Genomic DNA, 17,801 nt, shown 5'->3' on the forward strand with positions numbered 1-17,801 from the left:
CGTTGATCCCTACCTTTTCCCCGCAAGGGGACGGAAACTAGAGAGAAGCGAGTAATGAGCAAAGAGAAGTGAGGTTGATCTCTACCTTCTCCCTGCAAGAGCATGCCTCTAACCCCCAAAACCCTGAACTTTGCTGAATTTACTGAGCTTTAGGCGGTTTGGCAAAAGTCATTGAGAGGGATATAGTAGACCAAGTTTCCCCCTGATCCTTGAGTCCACCGCAACGGTTGCCGGGAAGTGAAGGGGGAAAGCGCTCGGGGGGTATTCCTCAGGGCTTTGCGGGATACCGCCTTCCTGCTCAGAGATAGGCAGGATGCGATCGCTTCTTTCCTGAACCATGTTCAGGAGAGTTCAGCGTGAATGTATCAGGCTCAACAAAGTACCTCAAGTCATCTAGGGAAGACTGCTCGACGAGTAGTCCTGGGATCCAGACTGGAGAGAGCGGCGGGCCAGCTTGGCATAGGTCTTCACCGTCTCGTAGGGCATCTCCAAATCAGCGGCGATCTGTTGTAAGCTCTCTCCACCTTCGCGGCGGGCCAGGATCGTCGCCCACAGTTGGGCAGTTTTTTCGGCGCGGGATCCCCCTTGTCGTTGCCGCTGGCTGAGAAAGAGGGCGCTCAGCTCCTCGATGCGCCGGGCCAGTTGCTCTTCCCGGCAAAGGACGGGGGTGGCGGGCAGCTCTTCGGCCAGCCAACCGAGGCGGGTTTGCCCCAGCCCAAAGGGGGTTTTGTGGCCGGTGCCGCAGTAGGGGGCAAGGTGGATCAGGGCCTGGAGCTGCTGCTGCAACAGCTCAGGCGCACGGGAGGAGACAGCCAACTGCACACAGCCGATGAATCCCGTCACGGATCCCTGGCGACCTGCAGTGGTTTTCACCGATTCCAGACGGTGCCGCTGGATGATCACTTCCCCATCCACCCAATCCAGAAAAGGTTCTACCTCGATGGGCAGGCCGGAAAAATCGTTCCAACGGCGCAGATAGCTGTGGAACAGGTTGCGAGGCACCGGCAGCGGCAGATGGTGGCCCCGGTGGCGAAAGCTGGTGGGCGAGACGAAGGAAAGGCTCCAGGAGCGACGGACAAGGGGCTGCTCCAACAGTTGACGATAGGTGCGCGGGGGGGCTGAGACCTTCCATCCCAGAATCTGCAGCGGGGATCCGCGCAACTCCAGCCAGGGGGGCAGCCGTCGGCACCATTCCCGCAGCCACTCCACCACTTGGGGGTTGAGGGCGGTGATCGACCAGCGGAAGGGGATCTGGGGCGGGATCAGCAGTCGCCCCCCCTGCTCGCGGAAGGGCCCCATCAGCCGGGAGAGGGTAAAGGGTTTTTCCGATTCTCCGTCGTGCAAATAGGCAGATAGCTGCGGATCCATCTGCTGCACCTCGCCCAAAAACCAGGCGTGCAGCCCCTTAGCATAGTGGGGATCCAACAGGTAGGGCTGAGGGGCCTGCACTTCCAGGGCGATCCCCACCAGCTCGGATCCCGCCGGCCACTTGCTGTTTTCTGCTCCGGCGACGGGTGGCTCTGAAAAACTCAACTTGGTCAGCATAGGCCCATCCCATTTCTGCTCATCCCCAGTCAATAGCAGCCCCTATCCAAAATCAACCTAGAGCCACTTTTCCTTTGAGAGGATTTGAGAAGGGATCCCTTCCAATTTGCTTTACCTTTAAATCGCTGGCTGGGCCAACCGAAAAAAGTCTTGAATCTGTTGGCAATGAATCCAAATCGGCCTATACTGTCTCCCAGTCTGGAACTGCAAAATGCAACCATCAGTCACTGCCATGGCCTCTCTCTGTCGGCTGCGATTCTCTGCCCGCGTGGCTGCTATTGCCGACGCCGTCTTTTTGAAGCGCCTTTGGTTTTGATGAAGGATTTGTGAAGTTCAAGGATCGCTCCAGTCAAAAGTCAGGGCCGGATTTGCCCGCCAGCACAGCAGCTGCGTTCTATATCTTCTTTTTTGCCAGGTGTTGCCCATGACCGCTACCTCCTCTGCCTCCCCCGTGCCCATCGCCTTGGCCTGGTGCCTGGCCTGGGGAGAAGGGCGGGATCCCCAATTTCCCTTGCCGATTCTGCAGCAGATGTGCGCAGCCATCCGCACCGACGACGCAGCCGGGATCCCGGAGGCGCTGCAGCCCCTCTGGGCGCAGGTGCGCCAATTTCAGGAGAGCGTGGCGGCCACAACCTTTCCCAAAACCTTGGCAGAGTTGCAATCGCGCTATCCGGAGCTGTGGCGGCAGACCAGCCGCATCGGCTTGGTTTACGGGGGGGCTACCAAGATCAAGGGCTACGTCTTCGAGTCCGCCAAACTGCCGGAAATTCGCGGCGCCTCGGCCCTGTTGGATCGCATTAACCTGGTGGATCTGCCCGCCTTTTTTGGGGATCCCGAGCAAACCTACTTGGGGTGGAAAGCCTTGGGGAAGGAGTCTCAAGCAGAGCTGGAGGCCTACGTGAACCGGCGGGTTCGGCCCTGGCTGCAGCAGCACTACCCGGCTTTGGCGCAGGCTCTCATTCCGGAGCTCCTCATCTACTCCACCGGCGGCAACCTCTTGGCCTTCTGTCCGGCGGCCTATGTAGACGACCTCTGCGAGGCCATCGAGCGCCGCTACACCGAAGAAACCCTCACCGCCAACGCCTGTGCCGTGGGATCCGCCTTTCGGCTGCTGGAGCTGCGCTACGGCCTGCTGCGGGATCCCATCGAGCGCACCCCCTGGCTGGACTGGCTGGCCCAACACCAGGCCCACCCTCTGGTGAGGGCCTACTTTGGAGATTGCAGCGAAGCCAGCTTCCAGGCCCGCAAAAGTTTCAACGAGCTGGTGGGCCACCTGGCTGCCCGCTTCCAGCACCGCCGCAACGGCAATCCGGATCCCGGTCGTCCCAGCCGCGCCCATCCCGCCTGTTTTGAAACCCACCCCTACCTGCGCCGCGACAGCACCGACCGCCGCCCGGCCCTGGCCAAAGCCGACCTGCCAGGTCAGCCCTGGCTATCGGAGGCCACAGCCCGCAAAGCGCTGGTGGGCCGCCAGGCCAAGCGCCTGGAGACAGGCCAGCAGGGGTGGTTCCGCAAATTCCCCGCCTGGGATCCCGGCTTTGTGGAAAGCTGGGTAACGCGATTTGCCCGCTTCCTCGACTCTCCCGCCGGCGAGCCCTACCAGGAGCGCTATTTGCAGCCCTGCGCGGGATCCGGCCAGGGGATCGGCGAGGCGCAATCGCTGCGGGAAGTGGCCAACGCCAGCCAGGGCTTTGTGGCCTACCTCTACGCCGACGGCAACAACATGGGCGGCTACGTGCAGCAGATCCAAACCCCAGAGGCCTACCGGCAATTTAGCCGCGACGTTTCCGAGGCCACGGAACAAGCCGTTTACCGCGCCCTTGCCCAGCACCTGCAGGCGCACCGGCTGCGGGGCCTGCCGCCGGATCCGGAAAGCGGCAGAGACCGCAACGGCGAGTGGATCCACCCCTTCGAGATCCTGACCATCGGCGGGGACGATGTGCTGATGGTGGTGCCAGCCCACAAGGCCCTGGACATTGCCGCCACCTTTTGTGAGCAGTTCGAGCAGATCCTGCTGGCCAAATCGGCCACCTACGCCGCCCGCTCCCTCGGCCAGGTGCCGCACCGCTACCCGGCCGACAGCCCAGACCAGCTCTGTCGGCTCTCCACCTCGGCAGGCGTGCTGTTTGCCTCGGAAGACACCCCCATCTACTATGCCGAAAGGCTGACCGAACAACTGTTGAAATCTGCCAAAAGCCGCGCCAAAAAGCTGAAGCCCCGCGATCAAGACTTTTCGGTGGCCACCATCGACTTTCTCTCTTTGAAATCGGTGACTTTGATCGCCTCCAGCATCCAGGATTTTCGCCAGCAGGCCCTGGAGAATCGCCAGAACGGCCACCTCCTCAAGCTCTACGCCGGCCCCTACACCGTCCCGGAGATCCGTGGGCTGCTGAGAACGGTGCAAGCTTTGCAGGCGGCGGATTTTCCCCGCTCCCAGCTCTACCAAATCCGCAGCTTTTTGGAAAAAGGCAAGCGCACCGCCACCCTCAACTACCTCTACTTCCGCACCCGGCTGGGCCAAAAAGGGCAGCCGCTGATCGAGGCCTTTGAACGCACCTGGTGCAAGGCCAAAACCAACGACGGCCACCTTCCCCCCTGGATGTACGTGGCGGCGGAGGGGGAACCCACCTACGAGACCATCTGGCGGGATCTGGTGGATCTGTACGCTTTTGTCCAAAAACAGCCCCAGGCCGAGGGCCGGCCCGTTCCTGTGGAGGTGAAGTGATGGTTCGGCTGGCAGAGCTGCCCCAAACGAGCACCTCTATCCCTTTGAAGGCCACCCTCGCCTCGGCTCTGGCGGTGGGATCCGGCGGCTCCAGCGGCTCCCTGGCGGACAAGCCCCTGCTCAAGGATGCCTACGGCAGGCTGCTCATCCCCGGCTCCCAGTTGAAGGGAAGGCTGCGCCACGAGTGCGAAAAGCTGGCCCGCGGCCTCGGCTGGGCCATTTGCCGCTCCCCCGACCCGGAGCGCATGTGTCCCAAGCGGGAGGGGATCGACGGCCACTTCGACCGCCCCGAATACCAGGTCGAGGGCTACGCCGGATCCCATTGCCTGGTCTGCCAGATCTTCGGCAATCCGGCCCTGCCTTCCCGCCTGTGGGTGGCGGATCTCGTCTGTGAGGTGCCGCCGGCAGCGCTGGAAGCGACCCTCCGCCCAGGAGTCACCCTCAACCGCCGCCGCCGCACCGCCGAGGATCAGCGGCTCTACCTCATCGAGACCTCGCCGGCAGCCGAGCTGATCTTCTCCGGATCCCTGCAGCTTTTGCCCGACTGCCCTCCCTGGGGCAAGGCCCTGCTGCGGGTGGCCCTGCACCACATTGGGGCGCTGGGAGGCAGCAAATCTGCAGGCTTGGGTTGGTTGCACTGGGATCCCCAGTCTCTAGCTGCCCTGCAGCCGAATGACGCAGATTGGGCCTTTTTGGCCGGAGGAGGGAGCTGATGGAGGCCATTGAACTCACGCTCACTGCCGAGTCTCCCCTGGCCATCGGTCGGCAAAAGCCGGGCGGCTCCATCAGCGAGGCCCAGGACTTCATTCCCGGCAGCGTGATCCGGGGGGCCTTGGCCGACCTCCTGCTCCGCCAAAGCCGGCACCGCCCCGGCGAGGCCCTGACAGGAGATCTGGCCGCCCTGTTCACGGAGGCCCGTGCGGCGGTGTTTACCCATGCTTATCCGGGATCCGGCAGCCGGGTTTTGCCGGCCACGGCCTTTAGCTCCAAAAACAACCCCGGCTTCCGCTCAGAGGCGGGCAAAACGGGGGTGTTCGACACACTGCTGGATCGCTTCTGCTCGCAGCGGCTGGGGATCCCCTTTGATCCGACAGAGCCGGATGGCTCCGGGGGCAGGGTGGAGCCCTTCGGCGGCTTTTACAGCCAGGAGGAGGGATCCCGCTACCGAAGGGTGGCCGTGTCCAAGCGCCTGCTCACGCGGGTGGGGATCAACCGCCGCCGCGCCACCGCCGCCGACCAGATCCTCTACAGCCTGGAGGTGATCAACGAGGGCCGGGCCGGGCGAGATGGGAGCTTGCAGCCTTCCCTCTTCAGCGGCCACATCTATCTGCAGGATCGCGAGCTGGCGGCAGCCCTCGCCGGCTACCTCAACACCCACGCCCGCCGCTTGTCCTTGGGAGGGGGGGTGTCGCGGGGGCTGGGCCGGGTCAGCCTTGCCGCTCGACACCTGAGGGCCCCGAAGCCCTCCCTGGCTGAGCGGGTGGCAGCCTTTAACCAAAAGCTGCGGCAGCGCTGGCAACAATGGCAGGTGTTTGGGAATCCCTGGCAGCCCTTGCCGCCGGAGCGGCAGTACTTCTCCATCGGGCTGCAGTCGGGGGCCATCCTCAAGGAGCGCTGGCAACGCACCACGGTGCTCACGCCGCCGATGCTCCAGGAGGAGGCCAACTGCGAGGACGGATCCCTGGTCTTGGAGCTGGCCTGTAGCAGCTACGCCTATGTTTCCGGCTGGAACGCCGCCTGGGGGCTTTTTAAAGATGTAGAGCTGGTTACAACCCAGGGCAGCGTCTTCCTGCTGAGCACCACGCAAATGGAGCGCTGGATCCCGATTTTGGCGGAGATGGAATACTGGGGCATCGGCGAGCGAACCGCGGAGGGATTTGGCCAAATTGAGGTCTGTAGTCTGTTCCATCATCATTTCTGGGAGAACCCGCTATGACCTTCGCCACCAGCGAGAGCAAACTGGAGCAAAAACAGGAACTTGAGATCCAGCGGCACATTCGGCTGGCCGAAGATGAGCTGGTTGCCAGAATCCAAACCGCCTTGGATAACTTTAAAGGTCTGAGCAAATTGGAAGAGGCCCAGTACCGCAACTTGTTGCATGTGGCAGCTTCCACCGAAAGCTCAGAGGTAATCAAGAACTTCTTGCGCTACCAGATGGGGCGAGATGAAAAGTGGGGTCGGGGCAAGAACTCCTTGGCAGAAGCCATCATCCAAGACATCGACAACTGGATCCATCAAAAGGCCCTCGCCATTGCCCAAAAGGCCGGCGTTGAAGAAAGATCCCCCAAAGTCAACGAGATCAAAATTGACTTGATCCGGCGTTACCTGGGCTATGGGGCGCGCTATCTCAAGTACAAGCGAGAAGGGGGAGGATCTTAAAGCATGACCAGTTGTGCCCTTGAGGGTGTCGTCTCGACCTTCCGGCTCAGCCAGTTGAAAATCATCCCCATCCTGTTTGCTGAAGCCGTAGTGGATGGAGGATATCTGTGGAGCGTTAACTTCAACCTTAACCTGATTTGAGGGAACGATGTTCGACGTTTTCAAAAACCGCTTGGAGATCACCGGCACGCTCACCACCGTGACCGCCCTGCACATCGGGGTGGGCCGCTCCACCGAGCCCATCGGCTCCGATTTGCCGGTTCTCAAGGACGCGCTGGGCCGCCCGCTCATCCCTGGTTCCAGCCTCAAGGGGGCGCTGCGCTCCCGCCTGGAGAGTTTTTTGCGCGGCATCGATCCGGCGCTGGCCAGGGATCCCAGCGAGTTGACCGGCAGCGAGCAAGTCCGGGTGGTCAACCAAATTAAGAACACCTACAAAGACGACGACGCAACCCTGACGCAAAAGCTGATCGAGGCCACCGACTGGGTCTCGCAGGTGTTTGGATCCCCTTGGCTGGCGGGCAAGGTGCAGATTCGCGATTTGCCCGTGGTGCGGGAAGCCTGGTTTGGCCAATACCAAGAGCGGGATGGTGTGGCCATCGATCGGGATACGGAGACGGCGGCAGAGGGCAAGCTCTACGACTTTCAAGTGGTGCCGGCCAACACCCCCTTTCAGTTCCACGCCGTTGTCGAAAATGCCGAAGCATGGGAGCTGGGCCTGCTGGCCATCGGCTTGCACCAATTGGAAACGGAGCAGATCCCCTTGGGAGGGGGGCGCTCCCGCGGCTTGGGGGTCGTCCGCCTGGAGATCGGGGCGGTCTATTGGTTTGACTCAGAAGGGGATCCGCGGCGGCTGCTGACCTATCTGCAAGAGCTGGTGGCCGGATCCCGGCAACCCCTTAGCCCGGAAGAGGCTGCCGCCTTGCGCCAAGACTGGGTGGAAGCCCTGGTTGCCAAACTAACCGCTGTCGCTCCCGTCGGCCCCCGCAGCTAGCGCAAGGGTTGGGCGAAAACCCTCTTGTTCCTCTTCAGTGAAGGATCCCAGGCCATGCACAAGCGCTACGTTAACCACTGCACCCTCTGCCTCACCCTCAAGCCAGATGGCCCTGTGCTCATCAAAGCTGGCAAACAAGGGGCAGATCCGACAAAGCCCGACATGGAGTTTGTGGAAACCTATCGCGGCGGCGGGCGGACAGTCTATTTTCCCGGCAGCTCCCTCAAAGGGGCCATTCGCGCCCACGCGGAGCGCATCGTCCGAACGGTGGGCGGCGACAGACGGCCTGAGGGGAACAAGTTGCAACTCTGGGCCAGCGATCCCCTCGACCAAAAGGCCAACCAGTGGCTGGAAAAAATTGCAGAGTCCCACCGGGTTTACGCCCTTTCTTCCTTTACGGATCAGATGTTCGGCAACACAGCCATCGCCAGCCGGGTCCGCATCGAAGATGCCTATCCCAAGCCGGGGACACCTCTGCGCCTGGAGGAACGTAATGGGGTGGCCATCGACCGCGTCTTCGGCTCAGTGGCGGTGGGGCTGGGGCCGTTCAGCTATCAAGTGTGCGTAGAGGGATCCTTTCAAACCAAGATCCACCTGAAAAACTTTACCCTGGCCCAACTGGGCCTGCTGGGGCTGGTGCTGCGGGATCTGCACGAAGGATGGTTTGGTATTGGCTTTGCCAAATCCCGCGGCATGAGCCGCGTTCGGGTGGAGTACGAGTGGGCGACGGTGGACTACCCGGGCTGCCTGGTGGAGGAGGGGAGCCAGGAGCTACGGCTGCTGGGATCCCAGCTTGCCTGGCCAAGGGGATCCCTGCTGGGGGCGAGCGAGTTTCTCAGTCCAGAAGAGGCGGGCAAATACGGCTTTGCCAAACCCGATCGCCAGTTAGTGCCGGTGGGGGCGGAGCCGATGCCCTTGGGCTTTGGGGCGCGGCTGACCTGGGAGCAAAGGTCTGAGGCCAAGGTGGAGCACCTGCTGGCCGCCGCCGTTAAAAGTTGGGCCCAGCTCTTGCAAACGGAGACCAAAGCGGTATGAAACCAGCCTACGTAGCCTCCCACAAGGTTCCGGATCTGGCCGCCGGCGACAGCGGGACGGCGTCCTTGTTGTTCCAAGTTCTCTCGGCCTGTTTTGCCGCTGCCGAGGAAACCTACACCTTTTTGCGCTGGCCCCACCGCGTCAGCGGCATTCAGGCGGGGATCCCACCAGATCTGGTCTGTCAAGAGGGGCAGGTTTTCTGCCAACAACGGGAGTTGCGCTGGAAAAGCACCCCCCGCGGCTGGGATCTGCTGTATCTGGGGATCCAACCTCCTCCCGACTTCTTTGTGCCGCTGGCCGGGGAGTGGCAGTGGGAGGATCGCGAGGCCGACCTGTACGGATCCCAAAGCCTGGAAACCCGCTTTCCCCAAGGTCTTAGCTATCCGAGGCATCTCAAGCTGGGCCAGCGCTACTTTCGCGATGGACGCACCGCCCGCGTTCACTTTGTTGCTCTCATCCCGAGGTCAAGATGACTCCCCAAGGCCCCCGACCCTTGCCCGCCGGCAACCCAGCTCGGGGCAGAGGTGAGCTAGCCGTCGCTCGCAAACCCTACGAGCTGATCCCCTTTCCCCAACAGCCTCCCAAGCTGGAGCATCCCGCCGGCCACGCCAAGTTCCATCCCGACAAGTTGCACGGCACCCTCTTTCTCACCCTGACGGTGCAGACCGCCCTCCACATTTCCACCGGCCACCTGGCCTTGGGCAGCGACGTCGGCGTCAACGGGATCCGGGTGCTCAAAACCATGACCACCACCCCCGACGGGCGGCTCAAGATCCAGGGCAGCTCCCTCAAGGGGGCCATCCGGGCCATGTACGAGGCGATCACCAACAGCACCCTTGCAGTGATCACCAGCCGCTACAAAGATCGGATCCCACCAGAGCGGCAGCCCTGCCGCCAGAAGGAGCGGCTATGTCCTGCCAGCCGCGTTTTTGGCGCCCTCAACTGGCAGGGACTGGTGGAGTTCAGGGATGCCATTACCACCGGCACCGGATCGGGTGTCGGATCCCTGCCCCCGCTGTACCGTCCTCGCCCGGATCAGTGCAAAGCTTACTTTAAAAAGGAAAACGGCAAAGTCATTGGACGCAAGTTCTACTACACCCACAAAAAAGCTTTGCAGGGCAGTTCAAGGGGAACACCCACCCAGCAAGCGATGCAAAACACGGTTTTCAAAACCCAAATCCACTTCAAAAACCTCACCCCTGCCGAGCTGGGCACCTTGCTCACGGTTTTGGGGCAGGATCCCAACCATCCCATGCTGCTGAAGGTGGGGGGCGGCAAGCCTGTAGGACTGGGATCCCTGCAGGTCACCCTCGACAAGATCGAGCGGCCCGGCAACCTAAAAGATCGCTACAGCCGCTACGATCCCCCACAAGCCGATACCCTAGAAGGAGAAGCCCTCAAAGCCTTTGTGCAAAAGCAGATCCAAGCTGCCCAGGGCTACATCTTGCCCGAACAGCTCAAGCGATTGGCCGCCATCCTAAGTCCCACTGCTCTGCGCGAGCCGCCCCCCGGCGTGTATTGAGGGTTCCCCTATGCTGTCAGACTCTGTCGATCTCAGCCCCCAATCTTGGGATCTCGCCCACGGCATCGCCATGACCTTGGCCAAAGAAAGGGTGGATGTCGACGAGTTGAGCAAGTGCATCGCCTATCTGCGCTCGGTCGCCCACCACCCCGACGCGGGATCCCGCTTTTTCCGATTCACCGGCGAGCTGGTGCGAGAAACTGGCCTCCACCGCAGCAACGAAACCCCACGCTACTACCGGCTCATCGACCAAACCTGTAAAAAGTACTTGCAATCTCTGCAGGATAGGCCGGCTGAGATGCTGCAGATCCTGGGCTGGGCCGCCCGCCTGGCCCGCTACTACAAAGATGGGGGAGTGCCGATCGGCGAGATCCCGTCCCCTCCCGATCCCAATGGCGGTCGTCCGACCCATTCCCGCGGCGGCGAGGCCAAGCCCCAGCCAGAGGCACTGCGGCCCAAAGAGCAACCTGAACAAAAGCAGGCTCAGCCCCAAGTTGAAAATGCAGCAGCTTCTACCAAGGCCCGCTTCAAAATTGGGCAACACCTCAAGGCCAGCATCACGAATATCAAGGGCAACGAAGTTACCTTCCAAATCGTGAATACGAATATCAAGCTCACCCAAAAAGAGCCGAAACGGGCCGGATCCCTGACGGTGGGGCAAGAAGTGGAGGTAGAGGTACTCGACTTAAGGGAAGATGGCAGAGTTCGCAGAGTAAGGCTGCTCTGATTGCGAGAGGGGATGGAGCCCTTAAAAACTGCGAGAAAGTTAGGGGATAACTCATGCAGACCATCATCATGACGGTGGGCACCTCTTTGCTCACCAACCCGGACAAAAACCTGCAACCACAACGCCCTTGGGTCGGCCAAAAAACCATCGGGGATCCGGAACGGGCCTTGGCCTGGATGAAAAAGACAGATTTGGAACTAATCAGCGCCGAAACCAATACCTACTACCGGCTGGATCCCACTCCCCAGGATGCCTTGATTTTGCTTTACTCCGAAACCTCTGAAGGACTGGAGTGTGCCCAGATTTTGCAGCTCTTTTTTGAAGAAGCGCTGGGCCAACAACAGGTTTCGCTGGTGCCCCTCCCCGGCGTTAACTACGAGCTAGAGGGATCCTCCCTGGAGCGGATGGCCGAGCTGTTGCGCCAGTTGGCGGAAAGCGCTAAAGGGATCGTCACCTTCGCCGCCACCGGGGGCTTCAAAGCCCAGGCCATGATCATGGCCGTGGTGGGCAGTCAATTGGGGATCCCGGTCTGCTACATCCACGAGCAATATAAATCTCTGGTGTATTTACCTTACTTACAGCCGCAAGTCCAGCCGCGGATCCCGCGGGCGGCTCTCCCCGATTCCGGTCGAGATCGCTCCCAGGTCATCCAATTGCGGAGCGACAGCAGCCATCACCGTCCTCGCAGTTGGGTCAAGGTGGAAAAGCTCCTGCGCGACCTTCCCTGGGTAGATCTGGTTCGCTACGACTCAAACGCCTACGCTGCCCCCAAAAACGGCGTCAAAGCCGCCAACCGCAGAACCGAAGATGGTCGCCACATTTTGTGGGTTCATCTCCACGAGAGCCAGGACACCCATCTTGCGGTTCGGGTGGAGACCACCGGCTATACCCCCGACCACCTGGAGCAGGCTGCCGCCGAGTTGCGGGAGCGCCTTGGCCGTCTCCTTTAGCTTTTGCTCAACTGCTGGGCCACGAGTTGTACGATGGCCTGGGCCGCACCCGGACTGCCCCCTAGACGTTGCAATTCCCTCTGCATCTGCTGACGCCGCTCGGGATTAACCAACAGGGCTCGCATCTGTTCGGCCACCTGGGCTGGGCGCAAATGGCTTCGCAGCTCCGGCACCACCTCGTGTCCGGCCCAGATGTTTGGCCAAGCCAGGTGGCCCAACCACTGCAGGGCAATTCTGTTGATGAGGCGGGCTAGCCAGGTGCCCAGGCCAGGCAAGCGGGCCAACAGGCCAGGGATCCCGTCCCAGGCGCGCATAGCTTCTAGCTTGTTGGTGGGGATCGCCACCACCATCGGCACCCCTAAGTAGGCCAGCTCGGCGGTGTTGGCCCCAACTGTGGTTAGGCAGAGGTCGCAGTTGGCCAGCACCGAATAGGCAGGGAAACGGGTCCACAGCTGTACCGTGGTGCCAAAGGGGGTGACGAAGTGGGATCCAAGATTGGTTTGCTCCAGGGTGGCGGAGGTGCCGTAGATGATGGCCATATCGGGGTTAAGCCGGGGATGGGCATAGGCCGCCAGGGATTGTGGGGTCTGTCCAGGAGCCACCGGGATCACAAAGCGGACGTTGGGCAACAGCTGGCGCAATTCATCGGCCACCGCCAGCACCAGCGGCACCCCCAAGGAGAGCTTGGCCGGCTTGGAGCCGGGGAGCAGCCCCACCTGGTAGTGGGTGCGGATGCTATCGCCAAGACGTTGCCAGCCGCGCGGCAGCAAGGCTTCGTCGGCAGAGGTGGGTTCCACCTTTTCCGGTGCCGTTCGCAGCGATCCCAGCTCCTCGATGGGATCGGGGAGGGGCTGGAGGAGGGTGGAAAAGCCTGCCGTCGATTTGGGAGCAGCGCTAGGAGTCGGCGGGGGAAGGGAGCGGCTGCTGAGCCAGCCGGGAAGAGGTATCCCCGGCAAGTAGACAGCACTGGCCACGCCATCGGCCATCAGATCCCCGACCACGTGCATCTTGGCAGCCCAGCGGTGGCCCAGGATGCGTCCCCCGTCGTAGCGACGTTTGATCTCCTCCGTCCGCACCGCAAAAACGTCTACCCAGGGTCGCCAGCGGGGCCGATGCTCGGCATACACCACCACGCGGTAGTCGAGACGACGGGCAATCCAGACAGCAAAAAACTGATCCCCCCCCAGAAACAGCACCACCCCCCGTTTGGCCCAGTCCCAAGCTTCTTCGGTTTGGCCAGTGAGCAAAAAAGCTAGAAAAAAATCGGGATCCTGAACCCGATCGACCTGGATAAATTCCTCCGCTATCTTCATCTCTTGCCCAGAAGCGTGCGGACAAGGAGAGAGGACCAGGGAAAGACGGGCCTGGGGCAGTTGCTGGCGCAACTCGAGGACAACTGGCCGCACCCAGGTGAGCAGCTCGCCGGGGCCGTTGGAGAGGATGAGAATGTCGTAGGGAGGCTGGCCGCCGTTCACTGAGACCCTTAGGGAGAGGGGGCAAGAACTTTGCCGCTATTGTATTTGCCTTCGGGCGCCAGGAGGCAACAGCTCCCAGACCTTGCCTAGGGTTCAACTCCGAGGAGGGTCGCAGTTTTGGTCCAACTGACTTTGCAACCACCCTTGGATATCCCGCAAACTTTCTGGGGAAACCTCGTGGCCCATTGCGTACTCGCGATAAGTAAAGCTCAGGGGCAGCAAGGCAAAGTAGTCGCGGATCTGGCGGCCAAAGGCCACCGGTAAAACGGTATCGGCAGTGCCGTGAACCACCAGGATCTTCAGATGCTGCATCCGGGCTGGCTCTACCGCCTCGGCCAGGATCTCTGGCGAAAGACGACCGCTTATTGCCACCACGCCGGCTAGCTTCTCAGGCTGGGTTAGAGCCAGATATAAGCTCATGATTGCCCCTTGGCTAAACCCCAGCAAATAGACCTGGGCCGGATCCAAGGAAATGTCGGCCATTCCCTGGGACAAAGCCTGATCCAGAAAGCAGCTTAAAAGCTCCCGGCTGCGGCGGGCTTGCTCGGGATCCCCCACCAGCCCTTCCGGCGTCCAGGCCATTTCAAACCAGGCAAAGCCACCTGCCCCCCAGGGAAGCGGCGCCCTTAGGCTAATCACCGCCAAGCGGGGATCCAAGTAAGGGGCCAACTGGAGGAGATCCCCCTCATGACTGCCGATCCCGTGCAGCATCACCAACACCGGCGCCTTGCCGGGCCCGGCGTGGCGGGGGGGTTGAAAGCGGTAGGCAAGGGGCAGCGGGGAAGACACTGCAATCCTCAGAAATCGAGACCAATGCCGCCTAGACCCAATCCCGAGGCTGGCGCAGCACTTCGTAGAGCTTAGCTTCCCAGCTATCGGGCGGTGGCTCGTAGCCGTATTCCCAGCGCACCAAGGGCGGCAGCGACATCAGGATCGACTCGGTACGGCCTTGGGTCTGGAGACCAAAGACCGTGCCCCGGTCGTAGACTAGGTTGAACTCCACATAGCGGCCGCGCCGGTAGAGCTGGAACTGGCGTTCCCGCTCCCCCCATTCCATCCCCTGCCGCCGCTCTACAATCGGCACATAGGCGGGCAAGAACGCCTCGGCACAGGCTTGCACCAGCTCAAAGAGGTGTTCCCAACTGCGGGATCCCACCCGCACCTGGAGGGGCGGCGGCTCAGCGGCGAGCTGCTCGGGATCCGCTTCTGCCTCGCCCTCAGGACGGTAGAGCAGCCCAGGCCGGTCGTCTTGATAGTCAAAGAAAATGCCGCCCACGCCGCGGGCCTCGCCCCGATGGGGCAAGAAGAAGTAGCGGTCGCACCAGATCTTGAAAGCCGGGTAGTAGGCCGGATCCAGCCGGTCGCAGGCCGCCTTGGCAGTGCGGTGAAAATGGGCCGCATCCTCCTCAAACAGGTAGTAGGGGGTGAGATCCATGCCGCCGCCAAACCACCAAACCGGCCCCGCCTCAAAATAGCGGTAGTTGAGGTGAACCGTCGGCACGTAGGGGTTGCGGGGGTGCAACACCATCGAGGTGCCGGTGGCGTAGAAAGGATGCCCTGCTGCCTCTGGGCGCTGTTTGCAAATCGAAGGGGGCAGCTGGGATCCAAACACCTCGGAAAAATTGACCCCTCCTTGCTCGAACACCCCTCCCTGCTGGATAACCCGCGAGCGTCCACCCCCTCCTCCGGGACGCTCCCAACTGTCTTCCCGAAACTTGGCTTTGCCGTCCAGTGCTTCTAGGCGAGCGCAGATCTCGTCCTGGAGGTGCCGCATAAACTGGCTTACTCGTTGACGGGCATCTGTTGGCGGCGCTGTCGGGCTTGCGGTCAGCATCATCGTCTTTCCATCTCTTGAAACGGACAGAACAACCTCCCCCTGCTAAGGGCAGACCCAAGGCTCAAGCCCCGCAGGCGCGGAGAACCCTTTTTCGGCGATCTAGGCCACTCCTAGGATTTTAAGTTTTAAGTGGGAACGACCTCCTGGGGGCGAAGCCGAGCCCACTTGTTCCGCTCCTCGCGAAAGCTCTGGCAGGCCACCACATCCCACTCCATCTCGGTGCCGCCGTTGCGGATGTTGACGTTGATCTGGGGTCCTTGCGGCTCAAAATCTGGCGTCAGGGTGAGGTGGGGCTGCTGGTGCTGCGCTTCCACAGCGTGATAGGTGGTGCAACGATCCACATAGTAGCAGTGAATACAAATGCACATGGCTGCTGCCTACCCGAAAGAGTCTGTGACCTCGACGATAGCATTCTCAGAGGCGGGGGATCCGGCTTGCTCAACCGACTCCTGAGGCATTTCTTAGGAAAGAGAGGCATCTCCCCTTCTCTCGTCTAAAATCTCAAGATACTCATCCACCCATGAGGCTAAGGTTTGGTTCCTAGTCAGGATCGAGTCAACCAGGCTATCCCGAGAAATTGCCATGAACACCCACACCCGCTACCGCTTTACCTGCACCCTCTCCTTTGGGGATATCTACGGCCAGATCATCGTTTGGCTAATCGTGATTTTTGCCGGCCTGGGTGCCGCCCTCTCTTTGATGAATAGCCCCCTCTACGCCTTTCTCACCATCGCGCTGATCTTGGTCATCTCCCTGCCTTTTCTGCTCTTTGCCTTCGTGACGACGCTGCTCAACCACATCGAGTTTGTGGCTGTTCCACCGGAAGAAGAGGAAGAGCGCGCTGCGGCAGCCGAGTCGCCGGTGACCGTCAGCTAGCAGCCATCTGAACCTGGCGGCCCCAGGGATCCCTGGGGGCGCGGGACAGGGGCACTTTCTCCTTAATACTTGTTTAAGCTTTGTCAAATTTTGTCTATAATCGGGGCTAGCAGCCCTGCTGGCTGGCCCCTTTGCCTTTGCGCTTCCTAGCTCAAGGAAACAGCCGGGGTTGGCTCAAGGAAGGGCTGCAGGAAAGCGTAGGAAAAGGTGTGTGCAAGGGTGATGAAGGCAATGGAAAATAGCTTGGCCCAGCTCGACTACCGAGTGTACCGGCTGGCGCGGCTGTTGAGCGAATACCTCAACTTGGGGAGTTAATTGCAGTTTCCGCCGGATCTTTGGAGGGTGAGCCGCTGGCTCCCCCTCAGTTTTCCGCCCGCTGAAGTGGATCTGGCGTCAGCGACCGGGATCCCGTAAGCTAGCTAACCTATCTCCCGTTGCATCCCCTATGCGGATCCCGTCCTGGTGGCCAAAGCTAAGTTTTCAGGTTTGGCTAATCTTTATCGGTCGGCTGCTCTCCCAAACCGGAACCGGCTTTACCCTGTTCTACGCCAGCCTCTTTTTCGTCAATCAGGTGGGGCTGACAGCTACCCAGGTGGGTTTGGGCCTGGGCTTGATGGCCTTTACTGGCGTATTTGGCCGCATCCTCGGAGGTTCGATGGCAGACGGAGCTTGGGGCCGCCGCTCCACTTTGATCCTCTCGCTGGCCATTTCCGCGCTGGGATCCTTCGGCTTTGCCCTTTCCCGTGGCTTCTGGAGCTTTGCCTTGGCCAACCTGGTGGCGGGGTTTGGGCAGGGCCTCTATTGGCCGCCGGCGGAAGCAATAGTAGCGGATCTAACCCCGCGCGAGCAGCGCAACGAAGCCTATGCCCTAAACCGCCTGGGGGATAACTTGGGCCTGAGCCTCGGCGTGGCCATGGCCAGCGCCCTGGTGGCTCTGACGAAGAACTACCGCCTCTTGTTTATTATCGACGGCCTCACGTACTTGATTTTTTTAGCCCTGCTCTGGCTTTGCATTCGGGAAACTCGGGTAGCTCCGTCGGCGGCAGAGTTCGCAGGCTGGAAAGCCGCCCTGAGGGATCGCCCCCTATTGGTGTTTGCCGCGGCCAACATTTTCTTCACCACCTACATTGCCCAACTCAGCAGCAGCTTGCCCCTTTACTTGCGCAAGGGGGCTGGGATGCCTGAGGTACAGATTGGCACGTTGTTTGCTCTGCACGGCGCCCTCGTTGCCCTGCTGCAGATGCCGGCAGCTCGTTGGCTCAATCGCTGGACGCGTGTCCGCGCCCTCCGGGGATCCGCACTGATGTGGGGGCTGGGATTTGGTTTGGTTTGGCTCAGCGGCCTGGCGGCCCAGTTGGGAGCGATGCCGGCTATAGGGATGGCGGCCTTGGCCTTGGCAGTGCTCTCGTTGGCCTTGGTGAGCTACAATCCCTCCGCTTCGGCGCTGGTGGCAGATTTGGCCCCGGATCATCTGCGGGGGGTGTATCTGTCGGTCAACTCCCTCTGTTGGGCAGCAGGCTTTGCCCTTGGGCCGCTCATTGGGGGAGTGGCTCTGGATCTGCCGCCAGCGTGGGCAGGCGGGCTGTGGTTGTTTTGGGTGGCCAGCGTTAGTCTTGTCTGGGGGATCCTTAACGTTTTGGATGGCCTTCTGCCCCTTCGCGCCAAGGAGGCTGCTCCCCTGGCCAGCAAGCTCTAGGAGGAGATGGGCAGCTTGTTAAGCTAATGTTACCTTCAGCTTT

18 protein-coding genes are annotated in these 17,801 nt (G+C 61.2%); 13 read left to right on the top strand and 5 right to left on the bottom strand.

What is annotated here, in order from left to right:
• Positions 1 to 393: 393 nt before the first annotated feature.
• Positions 394 to 1,545 (bottom strand): CRISPR-associated endoribonuclease Cas6, encoded by a 1,152-nt coding sequence (cas6, locus tag SYN65AY6A5_RS07105; RefSeq protein WP_099884147.1) that lies wholly within the window; start codon positions 1,543 to 1,545, stop codon positions 394 to 396.
• A 424-nt stretch (positions 1,546 to 1,969) separates the two neighbouring features.
• Here cas6 and cas10 point away from each other — a divergent pair, with 424 nt between their 5' ends.
• The 11 genes from cas10 to SYN65AY6A5_RS07155 are packed head-to-tail and all read left to right on the top strand — an operon-like array spanning position 1,970 to position 11,874.
• Positions 1,970 to 4,270, top strand: coding sequence for a type III-B CRISPR-associated protein Cas10/Cmr2 (gene cas10, locus SYN65AY6A5_RS07110; RefSeq protein ID WP_240531007.1), 2,301 nt, complete (start codon positions 1,970 to 1,972; stop codon positions 4,268 to 4,270).
• A complete protein-coding gene (locus tag SYN65AY6A5_RS07115; protein WP_099812319.1) occupies positions 4,270 to 4,983 on the top strand; it encodes an RAMP superfamily CRISPR-associated protein in 714 nt (237 codons plus the stop codon). Before cas10 ends, SYN65AY6A5_RS07115 begins: the two co-directional genes overlap by 1 nt.
• On the top strand, positions 4,983 to 6,206 hold the full coding sequence (csx10, locus tag SYN65AY6A5_RS07120) for a CRISPR-associated RAMP protein Csx10 (RefSeq protein WP_099884149.1): 1,224 nt from the start codon (positions 4,983 to 4,985) through the stop codon (positions 6,204 to 6,206). Before SYN65AY6A5_RS07115 ends, csx10 begins: the two co-directional genes overlap by 1 nt.
• The gene (locus SYN65AY6A5_RS07125) at positions 6,203 to 6,649 is read left to right on the top strand and encodes a hypothetical protein (RefSeq protein ID WP_011429767.1); all 447 of its coding nucleotides are present in this window, start codon (positions 6,203 to 6,205) and stop codon (positions 6,647 to 6,649) included. Before csx10 ends, SYN65AY6A5_RS07125 begins: the two co-directional genes overlap by 4 nt.
• A 3-nt stretch (positions 6,650 to 6,652) precedes the next feature.
• Positions 6,653 to 6,790, top strand: coding sequence for a hypothetical protein (locus tag SYN65AY6A5_RS14010; RefSeq protein ID WP_011429766.1), 138 nt, complete (start codon positions 6,653 to 6,655; stop codon positions 6,788 to 6,790).
• 7 nt (positions 6,791 to 6,797) lie between these two features.
• A complete protein-coding gene (gene csx7 / locus SYN65AY6A5_RS07130) occupies positions 6,798 to 7,640 on the top strand; it encodes a CRISPR-associated RAMP protein Csx7 (protein ID WP_011429765.1) in 843 nt (280 codons plus the stop codon).
• A 54-nt stretch (positions 7,641 to 7,694) separates the two neighbouring features.
• A complete protein-coding gene (locus tag SYN65AY6A5_RS07135) occupies positions 7,695 to 8,675 on the top strand; it encodes an RAMP superfamily CRISPR-associated protein (protein WP_099884151.1) in 981 nt (326 codons plus the stop codon).
• On the top strand, positions 8,672 to 9,148 hold the full coding sequence (locus tag SYN65AY6A5_RS07140) for a hypothetical protein (protein WP_099884153.1): 477 nt from the start codon (positions 8,672 to 8,674) through the stop codon (positions 9,146 to 9,148). Before SYN65AY6A5_RS07135 ends, SYN65AY6A5_RS07140 begins: the two co-directional genes overlap by 4 nt.
• Complete coding sequence (locus tag SYN65AY6A5_RS07145) at positions 9,145 to 10,197, top strand: RAMP superfamily CRISPR-associated protein (RefSeq protein WP_099884155.1); 1,053 nt, start codon at positions 9,145 to 9,147, stop codon at positions 10,195 to 10,197. The genes SYN65AY6A5_RS07140 and SYN65AY6A5_RS07145 overlap by 4 nt, the downstream gene beginning before the upstream one ends.
• Before the next feature lie 10 nt (positions 10,198 to 10,207).
• Positions 10,208 to 10,924, top strand: a complete 717-nt coding sequence (locus tag SYN65AY6A5_RS07150) for a hypothetical protein (protein WP_099812326.1) — start codon at positions 10,208 to 10,210, stop codon at positions 10,922 to 10,924.
• A 53-nt stretch (positions 10,925 to 10,977) separates the two neighbouring features.
• Entirely contained in the window at positions 10,978 to 11,874 is an 897-nt protein-coding gene (locus tag SYN65AY6A5_RS07155) for a putative CRISPR-associated protein (protein ID WP_099812327.1), read from the top strand.
• Here the strand turns inward: SYN65AY6A5_RS07155 and SYN65AY6A5_RS07160 are convergent.
• The 4 genes from SYN65AY6A5_RS07160 to SYN65AY6A5_RS07175 form a co-directional block, all read right to left on the bottom strand.
• Positions 11,871 to 13,349, bottom strand: a complete 1,479-nt coding sequence (locus SYN65AY6A5_RS07160; protein ID WP_099884157.1) for a hypothetical protein — start codon at positions 13,347 to 13,349, stop codon at positions 11,871 to 11,873. The two genes, SYN65AY6A5_RS07155 and SYN65AY6A5_RS07160, sit on opposite strands and share 4 nt — an antisense overlap.
• Positions 13,350 to 13,442: 93 nt before the next feature.
• Positions 13,443 to 14,138 carry an alpha/beta fold hydrolase gene (locus SYN65AY6A5_RS07165; RefSeq protein WP_099884159.1) on the bottom strand — a complete coding sequence of 232 codons (696 nt, stop codon included), beginning with the start codon at positions 14,136 to 14,138 and terminating at the stop codon, positions 13,443 to 13,445.
• A gap of 31 nt (positions 14,139 to 14,169) precedes the next feature.
• Positions 14,170 to 15,183 (bottom strand): oxygen-dependent coproporphyrinogen oxidase, encoded by a 1,014-nt coding sequence (gene hemF / locus SYN65AY6A5_RS07170; protein WP_099813229.1) that lies wholly within the window; start codon positions 15,181 to 15,183, stop codon positions 14,170 to 14,172.
• Between the two features lie 128 nt (positions 15,184 to 15,311).
• A complete protein-coding gene (locus tag SYN65AY6A5_RS07175; protein ID WP_011429756.1) occupies positions 15,312 to 15,554 on the bottom strand; it encodes a Ycf34 family protein in 243 nt (80 codons plus the stop codon).
• 214 nt (positions 15,555 to 15,768) lie between these two features.
• Between SYN65AY6A5_RS07175 and SYN65AY6A5_RS07180 the strand changes: the two genes are divergently transcribed.
• Both SYN65AY6A5_RS07180 and SYN65AY6A5_RS07185 read left to right on the top strand, forming a co-directional pair.
• Complete coding sequence (locus SYN65AY6A5_RS07180; RefSeq protein ID WP_011429755.1) at positions 15,769 to 16,062, top strand: hypothetical protein; 294 nt, start codon at positions 15,769 to 15,771, stop codon at positions 16,060 to 16,062.
• Positions 16,063 to 16,507: 445 nt separating this feature from the next.
• On the top strand, positions 16,508 to 17,758 hold the full coding sequence (locus SYN65AY6A5_RS07185) for an MFS transporter (protein ID WP_011429752.1): 1,251 nt from the start codon (positions 16,508 to 16,510) through the stop codon (positions 17,756 to 17,758).
• Positions 17,759 to 17,801 lie beyond the last annotated feature (43 nt).

Source organism: Synechococcus sp. 65AY6A5 (genome assembly GCF_002760415.1).
Lineage (GTDB): Bacteria > Cyanobacteriota > Cyanobacteriia > Thermostichales > Thermostichaceae > Thermostichus.